The 15440-nt window shown below is 74.1% G+C and carries 11 protein-coding genes; 1 reads left to right on the top strand and 10 read right to left on the bottom strand.

Annotated elements, in window-relative coordinates; translation table 11 throughout:
* Nucleotides 1-121 precede the first annotated feature (121 nt).
* The gene (uppS, locus tag ACIGAQ_RS12210) at nt 122-1873 is read left to right on the top strand and encodes a polyprenyl diphosphate synthase (RefSeq protein WP_399781794.1); all 1752 of its coding nucleotides are present in this window, start codon (nt 122-124) and stop codon (nt 1871-1873) included.
* Between the two features lie 30 nt (nt 1874-1903).
* On the opposite strand, the gene ACIGAQ_RS12205 is transcribed toward uppS, so the two are convergent.
* Genes ACIGAQ_RS12205 through ACIGAQ_RS12160 form a run of 10 tightly spaced genes read right to left on the bottom strand, consistent with a single transcriptional unit; the run spans nt 1904 to nt 15251 of the window.
* Entirely contained in the window at nt 1904-3160 is a 1257-nt protein-coding gene (locus ACIGAQ_RS12205) for an ATP-grasp domain-containing protein (protein WP_362274468.1), read from the bottom strand.
* Nucleotides 3161-3189: 29 nt separating this feature from the next.
* Nucleotides 3190-4422: an acetyl-CoA carboxylase biotin carboxylase subunit family protein gene (locus tag ACIGAQ_RS12200; RefSeq protein WP_399781790.1), complete on the bottom strand. Its 1233-nt coding sequence runs from the start codon at nt 4420-4422 to the stop codon at nt 3190-3192.
* Between the two features lie 3 nt (nt 4423-4425).
* The gene (locus ACIGAQ_RS12195; protein WP_362274471.1) at nt 4426-4938 is read right to left on the bottom strand and encodes a flavin reductase family protein; all 513 of its coding nucleotides are present in this window, start codon (nt 4936-4938) and stop codon (nt 4426-4428) included.
* On the bottom strand, nt 4935-6290 hold the full coding sequence (locus tag ACIGAQ_RS12190; RefSeq protein WP_399781787.1) for an LLM class flavin-dependent oxidoreductase: 1356 nt from the start codon (nt 6288-6290) through the stop codon (nt 4935-4937). The genes ACIGAQ_RS12195 and ACIGAQ_RS12190 overlap by 4 nt, the downstream gene beginning before the upstream one ends.
* Nucleotides 6291-6347: 57 nt before the next feature.
* A complete protein-coding gene (locus ACIGAQ_RS12185; RefSeq protein WP_399781784.1) occupies nt 6348-7307 on the bottom strand; it encodes a D-2-hydroxyacid dehydrogenase family protein in 960 nt (319 codons plus the stop codon).
* 1 nt (nt 7308) lies between these two features.
* Nucleotides 7309-8331 carry a mandelate racemase/muconate lactonizing enzyme family protein gene (locus tag ACIGAQ_RS12180; RefSeq protein WP_399781781.1) on the bottom strand — a complete coding sequence of 341 codons (1023 nt, stop codon included), beginning with the start codon at nt 8329-8331 and terminating at the stop codon, nt 7309-7311.
* On the bottom strand, nt 8328-9707 hold the full coding sequence (locus ACIGAQ_RS12175; RefSeq protein ID WP_399781778.1) for a DUF6025 family protein: 1380 nt from the start codon (nt 9705-9707) through the stop codon (nt 8328-8330). Before ACIGAQ_RS12175 ends, ACIGAQ_RS12180 begins: the two co-directional genes overlap by 4 nt.
* Nucleotides 9704-12262: an aconitate hydratase AcnA gene (gene acnA, locus ACIGAQ_RS12170; protein ID WP_399781775.1), complete on the bottom strand. Its 2559-nt coding sequence runs from the start codon at nt 12260-12262 to the stop codon at nt 9704-9706. Before acnA ends, ACIGAQ_RS12175 begins: the two co-directional genes overlap by 4 nt.
* A complete protein-coding gene (locus ACIGAQ_RS12165) occupies nt 12259-13668 on the bottom strand; it encodes a citrate/2-methylcitrate synthase (RefSeq protein ID WP_399781772.1) in 1410 nt (469 codons plus the stop codon). Before ACIGAQ_RS12165 ends, acnA begins: the two co-directional genes overlap by 4 nt.
* Nucleotides 13665-15251 carry an amino acid adenylation domain-containing protein gene (locus ACIGAQ_RS12160; protein ID WP_311685183.1) on the bottom strand — a complete coding sequence of 529 codons (1587 nt, stop codon included), beginning with the start codon at nt 15249-15251 and terminating at the stop codon, nt 13665-13667. Before ACIGAQ_RS12160 ends, ACIGAQ_RS12165 begins: the two co-directional genes overlap by 4 nt.
* Nucleotides 15252-15440 lie beyond the last annotated feature (189 nt).

Here is a 15440-nt window from a genome sequence, read left to right as displayed (position 1 = left end):
GCCGGTGGCATGCGCGGCGCGGATGGTGAGCCCGACGGGCCGGGCCCGGGGTGGACTCCCCCGGCGCGGTGGGGGCCCGCATGTGCGGACGCCCGCACGGGCGGGACGTAATGTCCTCGGTGTGAGCGATGCGCCTGCCGACCCGGCCCTGCGGGCCGCCTACCGACTGTGCCGACGCCGGACCAAGACCCAGGACCCGGCGGAGTACGCCCTCATCCAGCTGGTCCCCGCGCCCCTGCGGCCGGCCCTGCACGCCCTGTGGGCCGCGGCCAACGCCCTGGACGACCTGGGCGACGACCGCACCGCGCCCGCCGCCGAACGGGCCGTCCGCGTGGAGGCGTGGATCACCGCCCTGCACCGCGAACTGCCCACCGGCACCAGCCCCGACCCGATCCGCCGCGCCCTGGTCGACACGGCGGCCCGCTGGCGCCTGGACCTGTCCGAGCTGCACGACGCCATGACCCAGGTACGGGACGACACCGAGGGCCGGCGCTTCACCGACTGGGCGCAGTGGCGCGCCTGGGGCCGGGAGAACCTGCTGCCCTGGTTCTCCCAGGTCCGCTCGGTCTTCGACCGCGCGGGCGTCCCCGTGGCCCTGCGCCTGGACACCCGGGAGGCCTACGAGGAGTTCCTCGACGGCGTCCGGCTCACCGACATCCTCACCGACCTGTCCGCGGACCTCGCCGAAGGCGACCTGCTGCTGCCCGAGGAGGCCCTCGGCCGGCACCCGGGGGCGGCGGAGGACCTGGTCCACCGCCGCTGGAGCCCCGCCGTGTCGGCCCTGGTGGGCGAGTTGACGGGCCTGGCCCGCCGGTGGGTCGCCCAGGAGACCCTCACCCGCGGCATGCACCCCGGCCCCGCGACCGTCCTGCACACGATGGCCGCCCTGCTGGGCGCGCAGCTCGACGCCGTCGACGCGGCCGGCCCGTCCCTGCTGCGCACACGGCCCCGCCCCTCGCTGCGCACCCGCGCCCGCATCCTCGCCCCGGCCCGCACGCGCGCGGCCCTGGCCTGGTCGCTGACGCCGCTCTCGCTGCCACCGGCCCGGACGCCGGACGCCCCGCAGCCGGTCCCCGCGCCCGTCCGGCCGGCAGCCGCCCCGGCCTTCCGCCGCCCGCCCCCGCACTCGAGCGGCGAGCGGCCCCCCGCCATCCCGGCCGCCCACCTCCCCACGCACGTCGCCGTGATCATGGACGGCAACGGCCGCTGGGCGCAGCAGCGCGGCCTGCCCCGGCACGAGGGCCACCGGGCCGGGGCGCACGCGGTGCGCGAGGTGGTGCACGGCGCCTTGGAGATGGGCCTGCGCCACCTGACGCTGTACACGTTCTCCACCGAGAACTGGAGCCGCGACCGGGAGGAGGTGGACGCGATCCTCGGCCTGCTGCGCGACGAGGTCGCCGAGAACCCCTTCCGGGACCTCGACGTCCACCTGCGCTGGCACGGCCGCGCCGGGCGGCTGCCCCCCGATCTGGCCGATCTGCTGCACCTGCGCGAGCGCACCACCCGCGGCCGGACCGGGCTGACGCTGACGATGTGCATCGACTACGGCGGCCGGGACGAGATCACCCGGACCGCGGCCGCGCTGGCCCGCCGGGCGCGGGCGGGGCATCTGGATCCCGACCGGATCACCGACGAGGACTTCGCCCGCCACCTGCCCCACCCGGACATGCCGGACGTGGACCTGCTCTGGCGCACCGGCAACGAGCAGCGCACGTCCAACTTCCTGCCCTGGCACTCGGCCTACGCGGAGCTGCACTTCACGCCCGGCCTGTGGCCCGACACCGACCGCCGTGACCTGTGGCAGGCCGTCACCGCCTACACCGGCCGCCAGCGGCGCCTCGGCGCGGAGAGCCCGAACCCCCTGCCCCTGTAGGGGCCCCGCCCACCGGCGGGGCCGGCGGGGTCACACCGTCTCGCCCCGTCGGCCCGGCACCCGCAACCGGAACTCCAGGCTCTCGGCGGCCTCCCGAGCGGCGGTCACCGCCTCGTCGGCGGTGTCCGCCAGGGCACGGGCGTAGGCCACCCGCGACTCCGAGTCGCGCAGTCCGTCGATCCGCGCGCCCGGGCGGGCGCCGACGGTGACCTCCGTGACGCCGGGGCGTGCCCGGGCCTCGTCGACGCCGACGACCTCGTCGAGGACGCCGGTGGCGTCGAGCGCGGCGAACCAGATGGCCGAGCAGCGGGCCGGGCGCTCCTCGGCGAGGGTGGCGCGGATGCCCGGGAGCACCTTCTCGCCGAGGGTCTGGCGCGCGGTGCAGTCGTCCACGTCGACTCCGGTCGCGTCGAGCGTCAGCGCCGGGATCAGGTCGCCGCCCATGCGGACGTGCGTCTCGATCAGCCGCGGGCCCCGCTCGCCGAGCACCACTTCGGTGTGGGTGGGGCCGAACGCGATCCCGAGGGCGTCCAGCACGCCGGCCACGTACGCGTCGACCTCCTCGCGCACGTCGTCGGGGAGCGGCGCGGGCGACACGTGGCCGAGTTCGACGAGGCTGCCCGGGTCGGAGAACTTGCGGGTGACGGTCACGACCTGGTGCTCGCCCGCCTCGGAGAACGCCTCCACGCTGTACTGCGGGCCGTCGAGGAACTCCTCGACCAGGACACCGGTGTTGGGCAGCCCGAGGTAGCTGCCGCCGGCCCGCTCGAAGGCCTCGGCGAGCTGACTGTCGTCCGTCACCTTCGTGACCCCGGCGCTGCCCGAGCTGGAGATCGGCTTCACCACGCAGGGCAGGCCGTGTTCGGTGACGAAGGCGCGCAGTTCGCCGAGGTCGGCGACCCGGGCGCTGGCCGTGGCGTCGACGCCCGCCTCGCGCAACCGGATCCGCATGGCCTCCTTGTCGTGGACGAGGGAGACCGTGGCCGGGCTGTGGGCGGTCAGGCCGAGGGCCTCGGCTATGACCGCGTAGTGGTCCTGGTCCCGTTCGCCGAAGGTGCCGATCCGGGTGAAGGGGTGCCGCGCGTGCACCGCGGCCGCCATGTCGATCCACTCCTGCTCGGGTGCGTCGCCGCGCACGCCGACGACCCGGGCGTTCTCGCCGGGGGCACGGACCTTGCCGATGTAGTCCAGCTGGCAGATCACCGTCGTGGCGGTGCCCGGCCGGAGGCCGCGGATGCGGGCGGGGAAGTCGCGGCCGGGGCCGACGATCAGGACGTGTTCGGACAAGGTCGGTCTCGCTCTCTGTTCGTGTGGGACTACTGCCAGGCCGTATTCTCGTGCCACCACTGCATGGCCTCGGCCAGGAGCTTGCGCACCGCCTCGGCGGTCTCGGCCCGGACCACGAAGGAGGCCGCCCCGTCCCCGACGTGCTCGACGCCGTCGCACCGCGCCCCGGGTTCCCGAAGGAGCGTCATCTCCGTCCCCGGCACGGGGCACGGCCCGGCCGGCGGCACGAAGACGCCGCGGCCGGGCGGCACGAGGACGAAGCCGACGGCCACCGAGGGGGCCGGGGGCTGGGCGGTCAGGGTGAGGGGCAGCCCGCACTGCGCCCGGAGCCCCTCGCGCGCCAGGTGGACGCCGAAGGCGTGCGCGTACTGGTCGCCGACCAGGGATCCGCCCGCGCGGCTGGCGATCTCGCACAGCACCGGCACGCCGTCCGGCCCGATCCACGCCTCCAGGTGGAAGGCCAGCGGGTGCGGGGCCGCGGGCAGGGCGCTCACCACGTCGCGGGCCATGTCCCGCAGCACGGCCGTGCGGGGATCGTCGGGCGCCAGCAGCACGCTGCCGATGTGCAGTTCGTCGTGGATGCGCTCGGCGAGGCCCCCGGTGTACTGGCCGGGCCAGGCGTGCACGATCCGTCCGTCGCGCATGATGCCGTCGACGTGGAAGAACTCCCCCGTGACGAAGCCCTCGACCATCCACTGGGCCGTCAGGTACGGCACGTCCGAGCCGGCTTCGCGGTCCAGGAACGCCGTGACGTCGACCGGGCCGCGCAGGATCGACACGCCCTCGGCGCCCGCGCCCAGCCGCGGCTTCACCACGACCGGGAAGCCCTCGGCGTCGATGAAGTCCAGCAGGTCCGCGGGGCTGTCCACGGGGGCGAAGGCGGGCAGACCGATCCCGGCCGCCCCGGCCACCTGCTTCATGACGAGCTTGTCCCGGTACGCGGTCGCCGACGCGACGTCCTGGCCCGGCAGACCCAGCCGGGCCCGCAGCCGGGCCGCCCGGAGCACGTCGCTCTCGCTGGTGCTGGCGACGAGGTCCACCCGGTACGCGCGGGCGGCCTCCTCGGCCGCGTGCTCGGCGGACCAGCTGTGGTAGGAGTCCACCAGCCGGTGCATCGGGAAGTGCTCGGCGAGGACGTCCTCGGCACCCGCCACCGCCTTGGGCGTCGTGAGCAGGACGATCTCGTCCCTGGTGCGGTCCAGCCACTCGTGCAGCGGGCGGGTGGCGAGGGGCTGCCGGGAGAGCAGCAGGATTCGGGGCATGGTTCACGTCCTCGCTCGGATGGGGGCGGTCACGGGACGCAGGTCTCCGTGCAGATGCACCAGGCTGTCCCCGGGCGCCCCGTGTCGTACGTGTTCGACGGCGCCCACCAGCAGATGGTGGTCGCCCAGCCGGAGTTGCCGGTACGGCGAGCAGATCAGCCAGCTCAGGCAGTCGTCCAGCAGCGGCACCCCGCACGCGTGCGGCCGCCAGGCGAGGGGCGGCGCGAACCGGTCGCCGGACCCGGCGAACCGCAGGGCCAGCTCCGCCTGGTGGGCACCGAGCAACTGGATGCCGAACCGGTCGCAGGCCCTGACCCGGCCCCAGGTGTTCGAGGTCTCGGCGAGCGTGACGGAGACCAGGGCCGGAGCGACGCTGACGGAGGTGAAGGAGGTCACGGTCACGCCCACGGGCCCGTCCGCGTCGGCGGCGGTCAGCACGGCGACCCCGGCGGCGTGCGCCCGGAGCACGGACCGCAGCTCCGCCCCGTCGACGGTGACCGGCTCCACGACGCTCACCGGGTGGCCCCGGCCGCGGTCCGGAAGTCCGGCCGCGGCAGGCCCAGGTTGGCGCGGAGCGTCGTGCCCTCGTACTCGGTGCGCATCAGTCCGCGGCGCTGCAGCTCGGGCACCAGCAGGTCGACGATCGCGTCGAGGCCGCCCGGGTGGTAGTCCGGCATGATGTTGAAGCCGTCGGCGGCCTCGTCGGTGAACCACTCCTCCAGCTGGTCCGCGACGGTCTCGGGGGTGCCCAGCAGGAAGCGGTGGCCGCGGCCGGCGGCGACGGAGAGGTACAGCTCGCGGATGGTGAGGCCCTGCCGCCTGGCCTGCTCGTAGATCATCTGCTGCTTGCTGGTGCTGCCCTCCGTGGCGGGCAGTTCCGGCAGCGGCCCGTCGAGCGGGTATCCGGAGATGTCGACCATGCCGAGCTGGTACGACAGCATGCCCAGGCCCACCACCGGGTCGACGAGCGCCTGCAGCGTCGCGTACCGGTCCTCCGCCTCGGCCAGGGTGCGGCCGACGACGATGAAGGCGCCGGGCAGGATCTTGACGTCGTCGGGGTCTCGGCCGTGGTCGGCGACCTGCTTCTTCAGACCGCGGTAGTAGACCTGCGCCTGGTCGAGGGTCTGCTGCACGGTGAAGACGACCTCGGCCCAGCGGGCGGCGAAGTCCTGGCCGTCCGGCGACGAGCCGGCCTGCACGATGACCGGGTAGCCCTGCGGCGGGCGGGCCACGTTGAGCGGGCCCCGCACCGAGAAGTGCTCGCCCCGGTGGCCGAGGATGTGCAGCTTTTCCGGGTCGAAGTAGCGCCCGGACTCCTTGTCGTACAGGAAGGCGTCGTCCTCCCAGCTGTCCCACAGGCCGGTGACGACCTCCATGAACTCGCGTGCGCGGTGGTAGCGGGCGGCGTGCTCGGGCTGCTGGTCCAGGTTGTAGTTGCGCGCCTCGGCGTCGGTCGCCGAGGTGACGACGTTCCAGCCGGAGCGGCCGCCGCTGAGGTGGTCGAGCGAGGCGAACTGCCGGGCGACGGTGAAGGGTTCGTTGTACGTCGTCGACGAGGTGGCCGTCAGGCCGATGTGGGTGGTGTGCACGGCGAGCGCGGACAGCAGGGTGAGCGGCTCGAAGTGGACCATGCGGCCCTGCCTGCTGAGTTCGTCGGCGTCCTTGTACTTGGTGCGCACACCGGCACCGTCGGACAGGAAGACCATGTCGAACTTGCCGCGTTCGGCGGTCTGCACGAGCGAGCGGTAGTAGTCGAAGTCGAGGCCGCCGTCGGGGCGGGCCTCGGGGTGGCGCCAGGCGGCTATGTGGTGGCCGGGTGCCGGCAGGAAGGCGCCGAGCTTCATCATGCGGCGCTGTGGGCTGGTCACCGGTGTTCTCCCTTGCTGTGGGACGGGCGGGTTCGGACGCGGGGCCCTGGGCGAGGGTCAGCCGAGGCGGCGCACCGGGTCGCCGGCCAGGTAGGCCTCGATGTCCTCCACGGCCTGGCCGTAGTACGTGCGGTAGTTGCTCTGCGAGACGTAACCGAGGTGGGGGGTCGCCAGCAGCCGGGGCGCCGTGCGCATCGGGTGGTCCGCGGGCAGTGGCTCGATGTCGAACACGTCGACGCCGGCTCCGGCGATCCGGCCCTCGTGCAGGGCGGCGAGCAGGGCGTCCTGGTCGACGATGGCCGAGCGGGACGTGTTGACCAGGTACGCCGTCGGTTTGAGCAGGGCCAGTTCGTCCGCGCCGAGCAGGCCGCGGGTGCGCTCGCCCAGCACGAGGTGGACCGAGACGAAGTCGCCGGTGCGCAGCAGCTCCTCCTTGGAGGAGGCCAGGTGGACGCCGGCCTCCTCGGCGCGCTCCTTGGTGAGGTTCTGGCTCCAGGCCGTCACCTCCATGCCGAAGGCGAGACCGACCTGGGCCACGCGGCTGCCGATCTTGCCCAGGCCGAGCAGTCCGAGACGCCGGCCGTTCAGGTCGGCGCCGACGGTGGACTGCCAGGGTCCGCCGGTGCGCAGCGCGTTGTTCTCGGTGACGATGCCGCGGGCGAGTCCCAGCAGCAGGGCCCAGGTCAGCTCGACCGGCGGGGTGGAGGAACTGCGGGTGCCGCAGACGGTGACGCCGTTGCGTTCGGCTGCGCTGTAGTCGATCACCGAGTTGCGCATGCCGGACGCCACGAGCAGTTTCAGGCGGGGCAGGCGGTCCAGGAGGGAGGCGGGGAAGGGCACGCGCTCCCGCAGCGTCACCGCGATGTCGAAGTCCGCCAGGGCGGCGGCCAGTTCGTCCTCGGAGGTGAAGTGCTGGGTGAAGGGGACGACCTCCACCCGGTCCTGGACGGCGCTCCAGTCGGCCACGGTGGTGGCGACGTTCTGGAAGTCGTCGAGCACGGCGCAGCGCAGCCGCATGTCAGTCCTCTCCGTGGAGCGTGTGGGTGGCGTGGACGGGCGTGGCGTGGACGCGGGTGGCGCCGATGCCGGGCCCGGCGGGCAGGGTGAGGGTGCCGCGGTCGATGCGGACGCCGGCGAACGGGTCGTCGAGCAGGCCGACGGGCCCGTCCAGGTCGAGGTGGTCGGCGAGCGGGGCGAGGTGCGCCATGGCGGTGGTGCCCAGGGCGCTCTCCACCTTGCAGCCGAGCATGGTCCGCAGCCCGCAGGCACGGGCGAGGACGAGCATCTCGTGCGCGGCGGCCAGGCCACCGCACCGGACCAGCTTGATGTTGACGCCGCTGACCCGGCCGCGCAGGCGCAGCACGTCCTCGGGCCCGCCGCAGTCCTCGTCGGCGAAGACCGGGACCGGGGAGCGTTCGTGCACGTACCGCAGGTCGTCCAGGGCACCGGGGGCGACCGGCTGCTCCAGCAGCTCGACGTCGTGCCGGTGCAGCTCCTCGGCAACCCGCAGGGCCTGGTCGCGGGTCCAGGAGCCGTTGCCGTCGACGCGGATGCGCCCGTCGTAGACCGAGCGCAGCACCCCGGCGCGCCGGCCGTCGTCGCCGGGGGTGAGTTTGAGTTTGAGCACGGGCCAGTCGGCCAGCTCGCGCGCCTGCCGGACGAGTGCGTCGTCGGGGCCGGCGCCGAGGGAGAGCGCCGTGGGCGGCAGGGGCAGCCCGTCGAGGCCGAGGAGGCGGTGCAGGGGCAGGCCGGCCGCCTTGCCCAGCAGGTCGTGCAGGGCCATGTCGACGGCGGACCGGGTGGCGGGGCTCACCGGCCCGAGCCGGTCCAGCGCGCGGCGCGGTCCGAAGGGTGTGGCGTCGGCGAGCGGCGCCGCGCAGGCGTCGAGTTCGGCCGGTACGGCGTCCCGCGCGGTGCCGAGGCCGCGCAGCCCTTCCCAGGTCAGTTCGACGACGCTCTGGCGCACCTCGGTGGTGACGCCGGTGTTGCTGACGAACGGTTCCCGGAGCGCGATGACGACCTCGTGGTGGGCGAGTCTCACCCCAGCACCTCCTCGAAGCCGGCGACCACGCCGCAGGCCTGCCGGAAGGTCAGCTCCCGGAACCCCTCGGGCTCCACCGGCGCGGCCGCGTCGCGCGGTGTGCCGTCGGCCGGCACGCCGCTGCCGCTGCGGAAACGGCCCCGCAGGTACGGCGACAGCCGGTCGCGGTGGGAGTCAAGCCAGGTCAGGGTGGTGTCGTAGGCGGCGTCGGGACCCGCTGCCCGCACCGCGGTGAACAGTTCCGCCATGACCTCGGCGTCGGCCGGTGCCGTACTCGGCGGGCAGAGCATGAAGGCCTGGGCGGGCAGCAGCACGAAGGCCACCGGAGCGGCCTCGTCGAAGTGGCGGGTCAGCGGGTCGGTGATGGCCCGCAGGGAGCGCACGGTGGAACGCCGGGAGAGGTAGCCCCCGCGCCGGGGCGGGCAGCCGGCCATGGCCCGGGCACCCCAGTGCAGATGGGTGACGAAGGGCCGCTCGGGCGGCCCGGCCGGAGCGTCCGGGTGGTGCACGTCGAGCAGGGCGAACAGCACGTTCGTGAGCTGGAGCGACATCACCGGCAGGACCGGCGGCAGGTCGCGCATCCGGGCGAAGAAGTCCGCCGGTTCCACCAGCGCCCGCACCGTGAGCATGACCGCCTCGGCGAGCGCCCGGGCCGAGGGGTAGCGGTGGCCGTCGAGGACGTAGCCGCTGCCGTCCGGCCGCAGGTCGCAGCGGCTGACCTCGCCGTCCAGGCGCACGGCCTGGCTGATCAGCTCGGCGAACGCCTGGTTGCGGCCCTGTGCGGCCGCCTGCTCCAGCAGCAGGGTGAGCATGTCGGTGACGAGCGGGGCCCGGTCGGTGAGGACGGCGGCCCACTGCCGGAAGCGGTGGCCGGGCAGGGCGAGCATCCGCTGCCAGTGCAGGTCCACCAGCGGGACCAGCTGCCCGTCCGCCTCGGCCTGCACCAGGGGGCAGAAGAGGGGCTTGCCGCGGTCGCGGCGCACGAAGCGGGTGCCGTCCCAGGTGTGCAGGGGCAGGACGTGCCGCTTGCCCTGCTCGATGAGCGAACCGGGCTGGTAGGCCTCGTCACCGCCCTCGGTGTCGGCCTCGGTGCGGGTGAAGCCGTAGATGAGCGGGTAGCCGTGACCGCCGCCGCAGATCGCGGTGTTGAAGTCCATCGGTCCGGAGCGGCCGGCCGCGATGTCCTCCCAGTTGCCGAGGTGGCCGGTGCGCGGCGGCAGCAGACCGGGATCCGCGCGCAGGGCGTCCAGGAGGGCCCCGACGGTCACGTCGTGCGTGCCGAGGTGCACCGGGACGAAGGTCTTCGTCCCGGCGGTGAGGGCGTCGGCTTCGGCGGCCCGGCGCAGGCCGAGCCGGTCCAGGATGTGGGTGCTCATACGGACGTGGTCTCCTGTGCGCGCAGTCGCCCCAGCAGGTACGGCAGCGTGCCGCCGGCCAGCAGGACGTCCCACTCGCCGCCCGACTGCACGTCGGCGCGTGCCGTGAACGTCCGCTCCCCGGCGGTGACCTCGACCTCCCCGGTCTCCCGCGCCCGGTCCAGGTCCAGGTCGAACTCCTCGTGGCCGGTCAGGCCCAGGCCGGCCCAGCTCTGCCCGGCGGGCAGCAGCAGCGGCAGGATGCCCATGGCGCACAGGTTGGTGCGGTGGATGCGCTCGTAGCTCTCCGCAAGGACCGCCCGCACGCCCAGCAGCCAGGGCCCCTTGGCGGCCCAGTCCCGGGAGGAGCCCATGCCGTAGCTGCGGCCGGCCAGCACGATCAGCGGGGTGCCGGAGTCGGCGTAGCGCCGGGCGGCGTCGAAGACGGGCAGCCGTTCGCCGCTGGGCAGGTGCAGCGTCCGGCCGCCGCTGTCGCCGTCGTCGCCCAGCAGGAGGTTGCGCAGCCGGGGGTTGCTGAAGGTGCCGCGCGCCATCACCTCGTGGTTGCCGCGCCGTGAACCGTAGGAGTTGAAGTCGCGCACGCCGCGTTCGAGGAGGTAGCGCCCCGCGGGTGAGTCGGCGGGGATGGCGCCGACCGGGGAGATGTGGTCGGTGCTGATGTCGTCGCCGAGGGCGACCAGGGCGCGGGCCCCGGACAGGGAGCGCAGGACGGGGGCCGGGTCGGCGTAGGCGGGCGGCCGGATGTACGTGGACTGCGGGTCCCAGGCGAAGACCTCGCCGTCCGGGGCGCCGATCGCCTCCCAGGCGGGGGCGGGTTCCTGGTCGTGCGTGAACATCTCGGGCGCGATGAACCGGTCCTCAAGTTCCCGCAGTTCGCCGTGGTGCGGCCACAGGTCACGCAGGTGGACGGGGCGGCCCTCGGTGTCCGTGCCGAGCGGCTCGTTCTCCAGGTCGGCGCGGACGGTGCCGACCAGGGCCAGCGCGACCACGAGGGCCGGGGAGGCGAGATAGCCCGCGCGGACCTGGCCGTGGACGCGGGCCTCGAAGTTGCGGTTGCCGCTGAGCACGGCGGCCACCGTCAGGCCCAGGCGGTCGACGTCCTCGCCGACCCCCGGGTTGAGCGGGCCGCTGCCGCCGTTGCAGGTCATGCAGCCGTATCCGACGACGTGGAAGCCCAGTTGCTCCAGGTCGCCGAGCAGGCCGGACTCCGCCAGGTAGCGGGTGACCGCGCGGGAGCCCGGGGCGAGACTCGTCTTGACGTGTGCGGGCACGCTCAGACCGCGTTCCACGGCCCGGCGGGCGAGCAGTCCGGCGGCCAGCATGGCCTTCGGGTTGGAGGTGCTGGTGCAGGACGTGATGGCCGCGATGACCAGGTCCCCGTCGGAGACGACGTCGCCGGTGCGCGGTTCGCCCCCGTGCAGTTCCGCGAAGGAGGCGGGCAGTTCGCCGAGGCCGATGCGCTGGTCGGGCCGGCTGGGGCCGGCCAGTCCGGGGCCGACCTCGCCCAGGTCGAAGTCGATGGTCCGCGCGAAGGCGGGGGCGCCGTCCGTGCGCAGCAGCCGCTGCCGCACGCAGTACTCCCGCACCCGGGCCACGTCGGCCTCCGTGCGGCCGGTGCGGCGCAGGTAGTCCAGCGTCTCCTCGTCGACGGGGAAGAACGCGGTCATGGCCCCGTACTCGGGTGCCATGTTGGCGATGGTGCACCGGTCGGGCGCGGTGAGCTCGGCGACACCGGGGCCGGTGAACTCCAGCATCACGGCGCGCACGTTCTCGGCGCGCAGCCGGCGGGTCAGGGCGAGCACCACGTCGACGGGCGAGGTGCCGGGGCTGACCGCACCGGTGAGGCGGACGCCGACGATCGGGGGCAGGGTGAGCGACTGGGCGAGGCCCAGCATCTGCGCCTCCGCCTCCAGGCCCCCCACGCCCCAGCCGAGCACCCCGAGACCGCCCACCATCGTGGTGTGGCTGTCGGTGCCGAGCACGGTGTCGGGGTACGCGGTGCCGTCCGGGCCCTGCGCGACGACGGTGGCGAGCCGCTCCAGATTGACCTGGTGGACGATGCCCTGGCCGGGCGGGATGACCCGCAGCCCGTCGAACGCGCCCTCGGCCCACTTGAGGAACGAGTAGCGCTCCTGGTTGCGGGACATCTCCAGTGCCTCGTTCAGGCCGAGCGCGTCCGGACGCCCGGCCCAGTCGGTCTGCACGGAGTGGTCCACGACCACGTCGATGGGCAGCGCGGGGTTGACCCGCCCCGGCTCGGCGACGCGGTCGCGCAGCGCGGCCAGGTCGACGAGCAGCGGGATGCCGGTGTAGTCCTGCACGAGGATGCGGGCGGGCCGGAACGGCATCTCCAGGCCGGGTTCCTCGCCGAGCGCGAGGCGCTTGCCGAGCACCTCGGCCTGCGCCGGGTCACCGCCTCGCAGCAGGGACTCGATCAGGATCCGGCCCGTGTAGGGGACGGCGCCGAGGTCGAACCCGCGCTCCGCGGCGAAGCCGGGCAGTGAGGGCTCGGCGGTCGGCTCGGCGGCCGGCGCGGCCGGTGCGGTGGAGGTCATCGGTCGTACGCCTTACGGTAGGTGCGCCCGTGCGGCCCCACGTACGTGAGCAGCGGCCGGATCAACACGTTGTTGGACTGCTGTTCCAGTGCCTGGGCGACCCAGCCCGGGGTGCGGCCGACGACGAACAGCGGCACGGCGAGGTCGTCCGGCAGGCCGAGCAGCCGGTAGGCGAGCCCCGCGTAGAGGTCCACGTTGGGGGCGACGCCGTGCCGGCCGTACGGGCGCATGGCGGTGGCCACGGCGTCGAGGATGTCGAGGCCCGAGGTGTCGCCCCGCTCCTCGCTCAACTCGACGACGGTGGCGCGCAGATGACGCACGCGCGGGTCCTCCGTGCGGTAGACGCGGTGGCCGAAGCCCATCACGGCCTCGCCCCGGGCCTGCAGCGCCTCCACGTGCGCCCGCGCGTTCTCCACGGAGCCGACCTGGTCGATGAGGCCGACGACGCGCTCGGCGGCACCCCCGTGGACCGAGCCGGCGAAGGCGGCGACGGCGGCGGTGATCGCGGCGGTCATGCCGGCGCGGCAGCCGATGGCGACACGGGCGGTGAACGCCGAGGCGTTGGAGCTGTGGTCGGCGTGGACGATGAAGCCCTTGTCGATGAACCGCACCGCGGCCGGTGTGGGCCGCTCGCCGAGCAGGACGGTGAGGAACGCCTCGGCGTGGGAGGCGTCCTCCGGCGGCTGCAACGGTTCACGGCCGGTGCGCAGGGCGTGGTGGGCGGCGACGATCATCGGTATCCGGGCGATCAGCGAGACGCCGGTCTCCAGGGCCTCGGCGTAGCTCTCGTCGGTGCCGGGGGCCCGCTGCGGGCCGAAGGCGCCCAGCGCGGAGACGCAGGTGCGCAGCGCCTCCATGGGGTGGGCGTGCGTGAGTTCACGGAGCAGGCCGAGGACGGGTTCGGGCAGGGCGCGGGCGGCGCGCAGCTGCTTGTCGAAGCTCTCCAGGGCGGCGGCGTCCGGGAGTTCGCCGTGCACGAGCAGGTGGGCGACCTCCTCGAACGAGGACCGCTCGGCCAGGTCGTGGATGCTGTAGCCGCGGTACTCGAGGACTCCCTCGGCGCCGTCGATGTGCGTGATGGCGGTCCGGTCGAACACGACGTTCTCCAGGCCGCGGTGCACCACGGGGCCGTCCGGCCGCCCGGGGGCGGTCGCGGGGACCCCCGCGTCCCCGCGGGCCGCCCGGGTGGCCGGGGCGGCGGCGAACGCGCGGACGGCGGCCACCGAGCGGAGCCCGAGCGTCAGCTCGTCGTCGATCTCGACGCCGTACTCCTGCTCGATGGCGACCAGCAGCGAGACGTGGCCGAGCGAGTCCCACTCCCTGATCGACTGGTAGGCGAGCGAGTCCGTGACACGGTCCTCGGAGATGCCGAGGGCACGGGCTATGAGCTGGTCGACGTTGCTCACGATTCCCTTTCTTCGGTGGAGGTCAGGCGTTCGTCGAGGCGTCGGCGCACCGCCCGGCGGTCGATCTTGCCGTTGCCGTTGACGGGCATCTCGTCGACGACGTGCACCGAGCGCGGCACCATGTAGGGGGGCAGCGCGGCGTCGCAGGCCGCGGTCAGCGCGGCGGGGTCCGTGACGCCGGTGACCACGGCGCCGACGGTGTCCGCTTCGGGCCACAGCAGGGCGACGGCCTCGACGGCGCCGGCGCGGCGGAGCACGGCCTCGATCTCGCCCAGTTCGACGCGGTGGCCGCCGACCTTGACCTGCTGGTCGTTGCGGCCGAGGCAGACGTACTCGCCGTCCTGGAGGCGCACCAGGTCCCCGGTGCGGTAGTAGGTCCGGCCCCGGTGGGCGAAGTAGCGCTGTGCGGTGATCCCGGGGGCCCGCCAGTAGCCCGGCGTGGTCTGCGCTCCGGCCACGCAGAGCTCGCCCGTCTCCCCGTCGGGCACGGGGTGCAGCCCGTCGTCCACGACCAGGGTGTGCAGGCCCGGGTAGGGGCGGCCGATGGGCACGTTGTCGTGCACGCAGGCGGCGGGGCTGGTGGCCGGGTCCCAGCGGTGCACGGTGCAGGCGATGGTGAGTTCGGTCGGGCCGTACAGGTTCTCCACGACCGAGTCCGGGGCCGCGGCCTGCCAGGCCTCGGCGGTGGCGCGGGGCAGTGCCTCGCCGCAGAACAGGCTCCAGCGCAGCGTGGGCATGGTGCCGGGCCGCAGCGCTCCGCGCCTGCGCAGCATGGCGGCGACCGACGGCACCGAGAACCACACCGTGATCCCGTTGCGCTCCAGGTACTTGAAGGGCGCCAGGATCTCGATGGGTTCCATCGCGCAGACCCGCGCGCCGTTCTCCCAGGCCATGAAGAGGTCGAAGACCGACAGGTCGAAGGTCTGGTCGAAGGTCTGCGTGAGCCGGTCGTCGGGCGTGAGCCGGTACCGCTCCTGGTTGGCGGCGAGGAACGCGCGGACGTTGCCGTGGGTGACCGGGACGCCCTTGGGGGCGCCGGTGCTGCCCGAGGTGAACAGCAGGTAGGCGATGTCGTCGGGCGACACCTCCGGCAGCGTCTCCAGGGGTGCGGCCACGGCCAGGTCCATGGCGTCCACGACCCGTACGTCCCCGAGGTCGCCGGCCTGGCTGCGCACGACGTCGGGCAGCAGGACGACGGGGCTGCGCGGCAGACCGCGCAGCAGCCCGGCGAGGGCGGGCAGTGCGGTGGAGTCGACGATCAGCGCGTCGACGTCGGCCCGCTCCAGCATGGTCCGGGTGCGCTCGGCGGGGAACTTGGGGTTCAGCGGCACGAAGGCGGCACCGGCGCACAGCGCGGCGGCGACGCCCAGGTACGAGGCCTCGCTGCGGTGGGCGAAGACGCCGACGCGCCGGGGCCGGCCGCCGGCCGCCTCGACCAGCCGGGTGGCCCACCGGCGTGCGGTGGTCGCGGTCTCCTCGTAGGTGTAGCCGCGGCTGCCGATGGTCAGAGCGATGCCGTCGGGCAGGATGCGCGCGTGGTGGAGGAGGCCGGCACCCAGGCGCGCATGCAGTGCTGTGGTCATGTCGATCCAACTCATCGGTGACTGGACGCGACTGACGCTAGCCATGCGGCTTCCCGGCGGCGCGTTTGTGCGCGCTGAATCCCTAAACACCCGTGAGTTGAGAAAAATGCGTTCTGCTCATTTGCCGCACGGCGGGTTCCGTCCGGTGTCCGCACACACGAAACAGCGGTGTGCTCCGGAGGACCGCTC

Source organism: Streptomyces sp. NPDC085932 (assembly GCF_044540525.1).
GTDB classification, from domain to species: Bacteria; Actinomycetota; Actinomycetes; order Streptomycetales; family Streptomycetaceae; genus Streptomyces; species Streptomyces levis.
The sequence above is the reverse complement of the archived record's forward strand: the minus strand, read 5'-3'. Positions and strand labels throughout refer to the sequence as shown.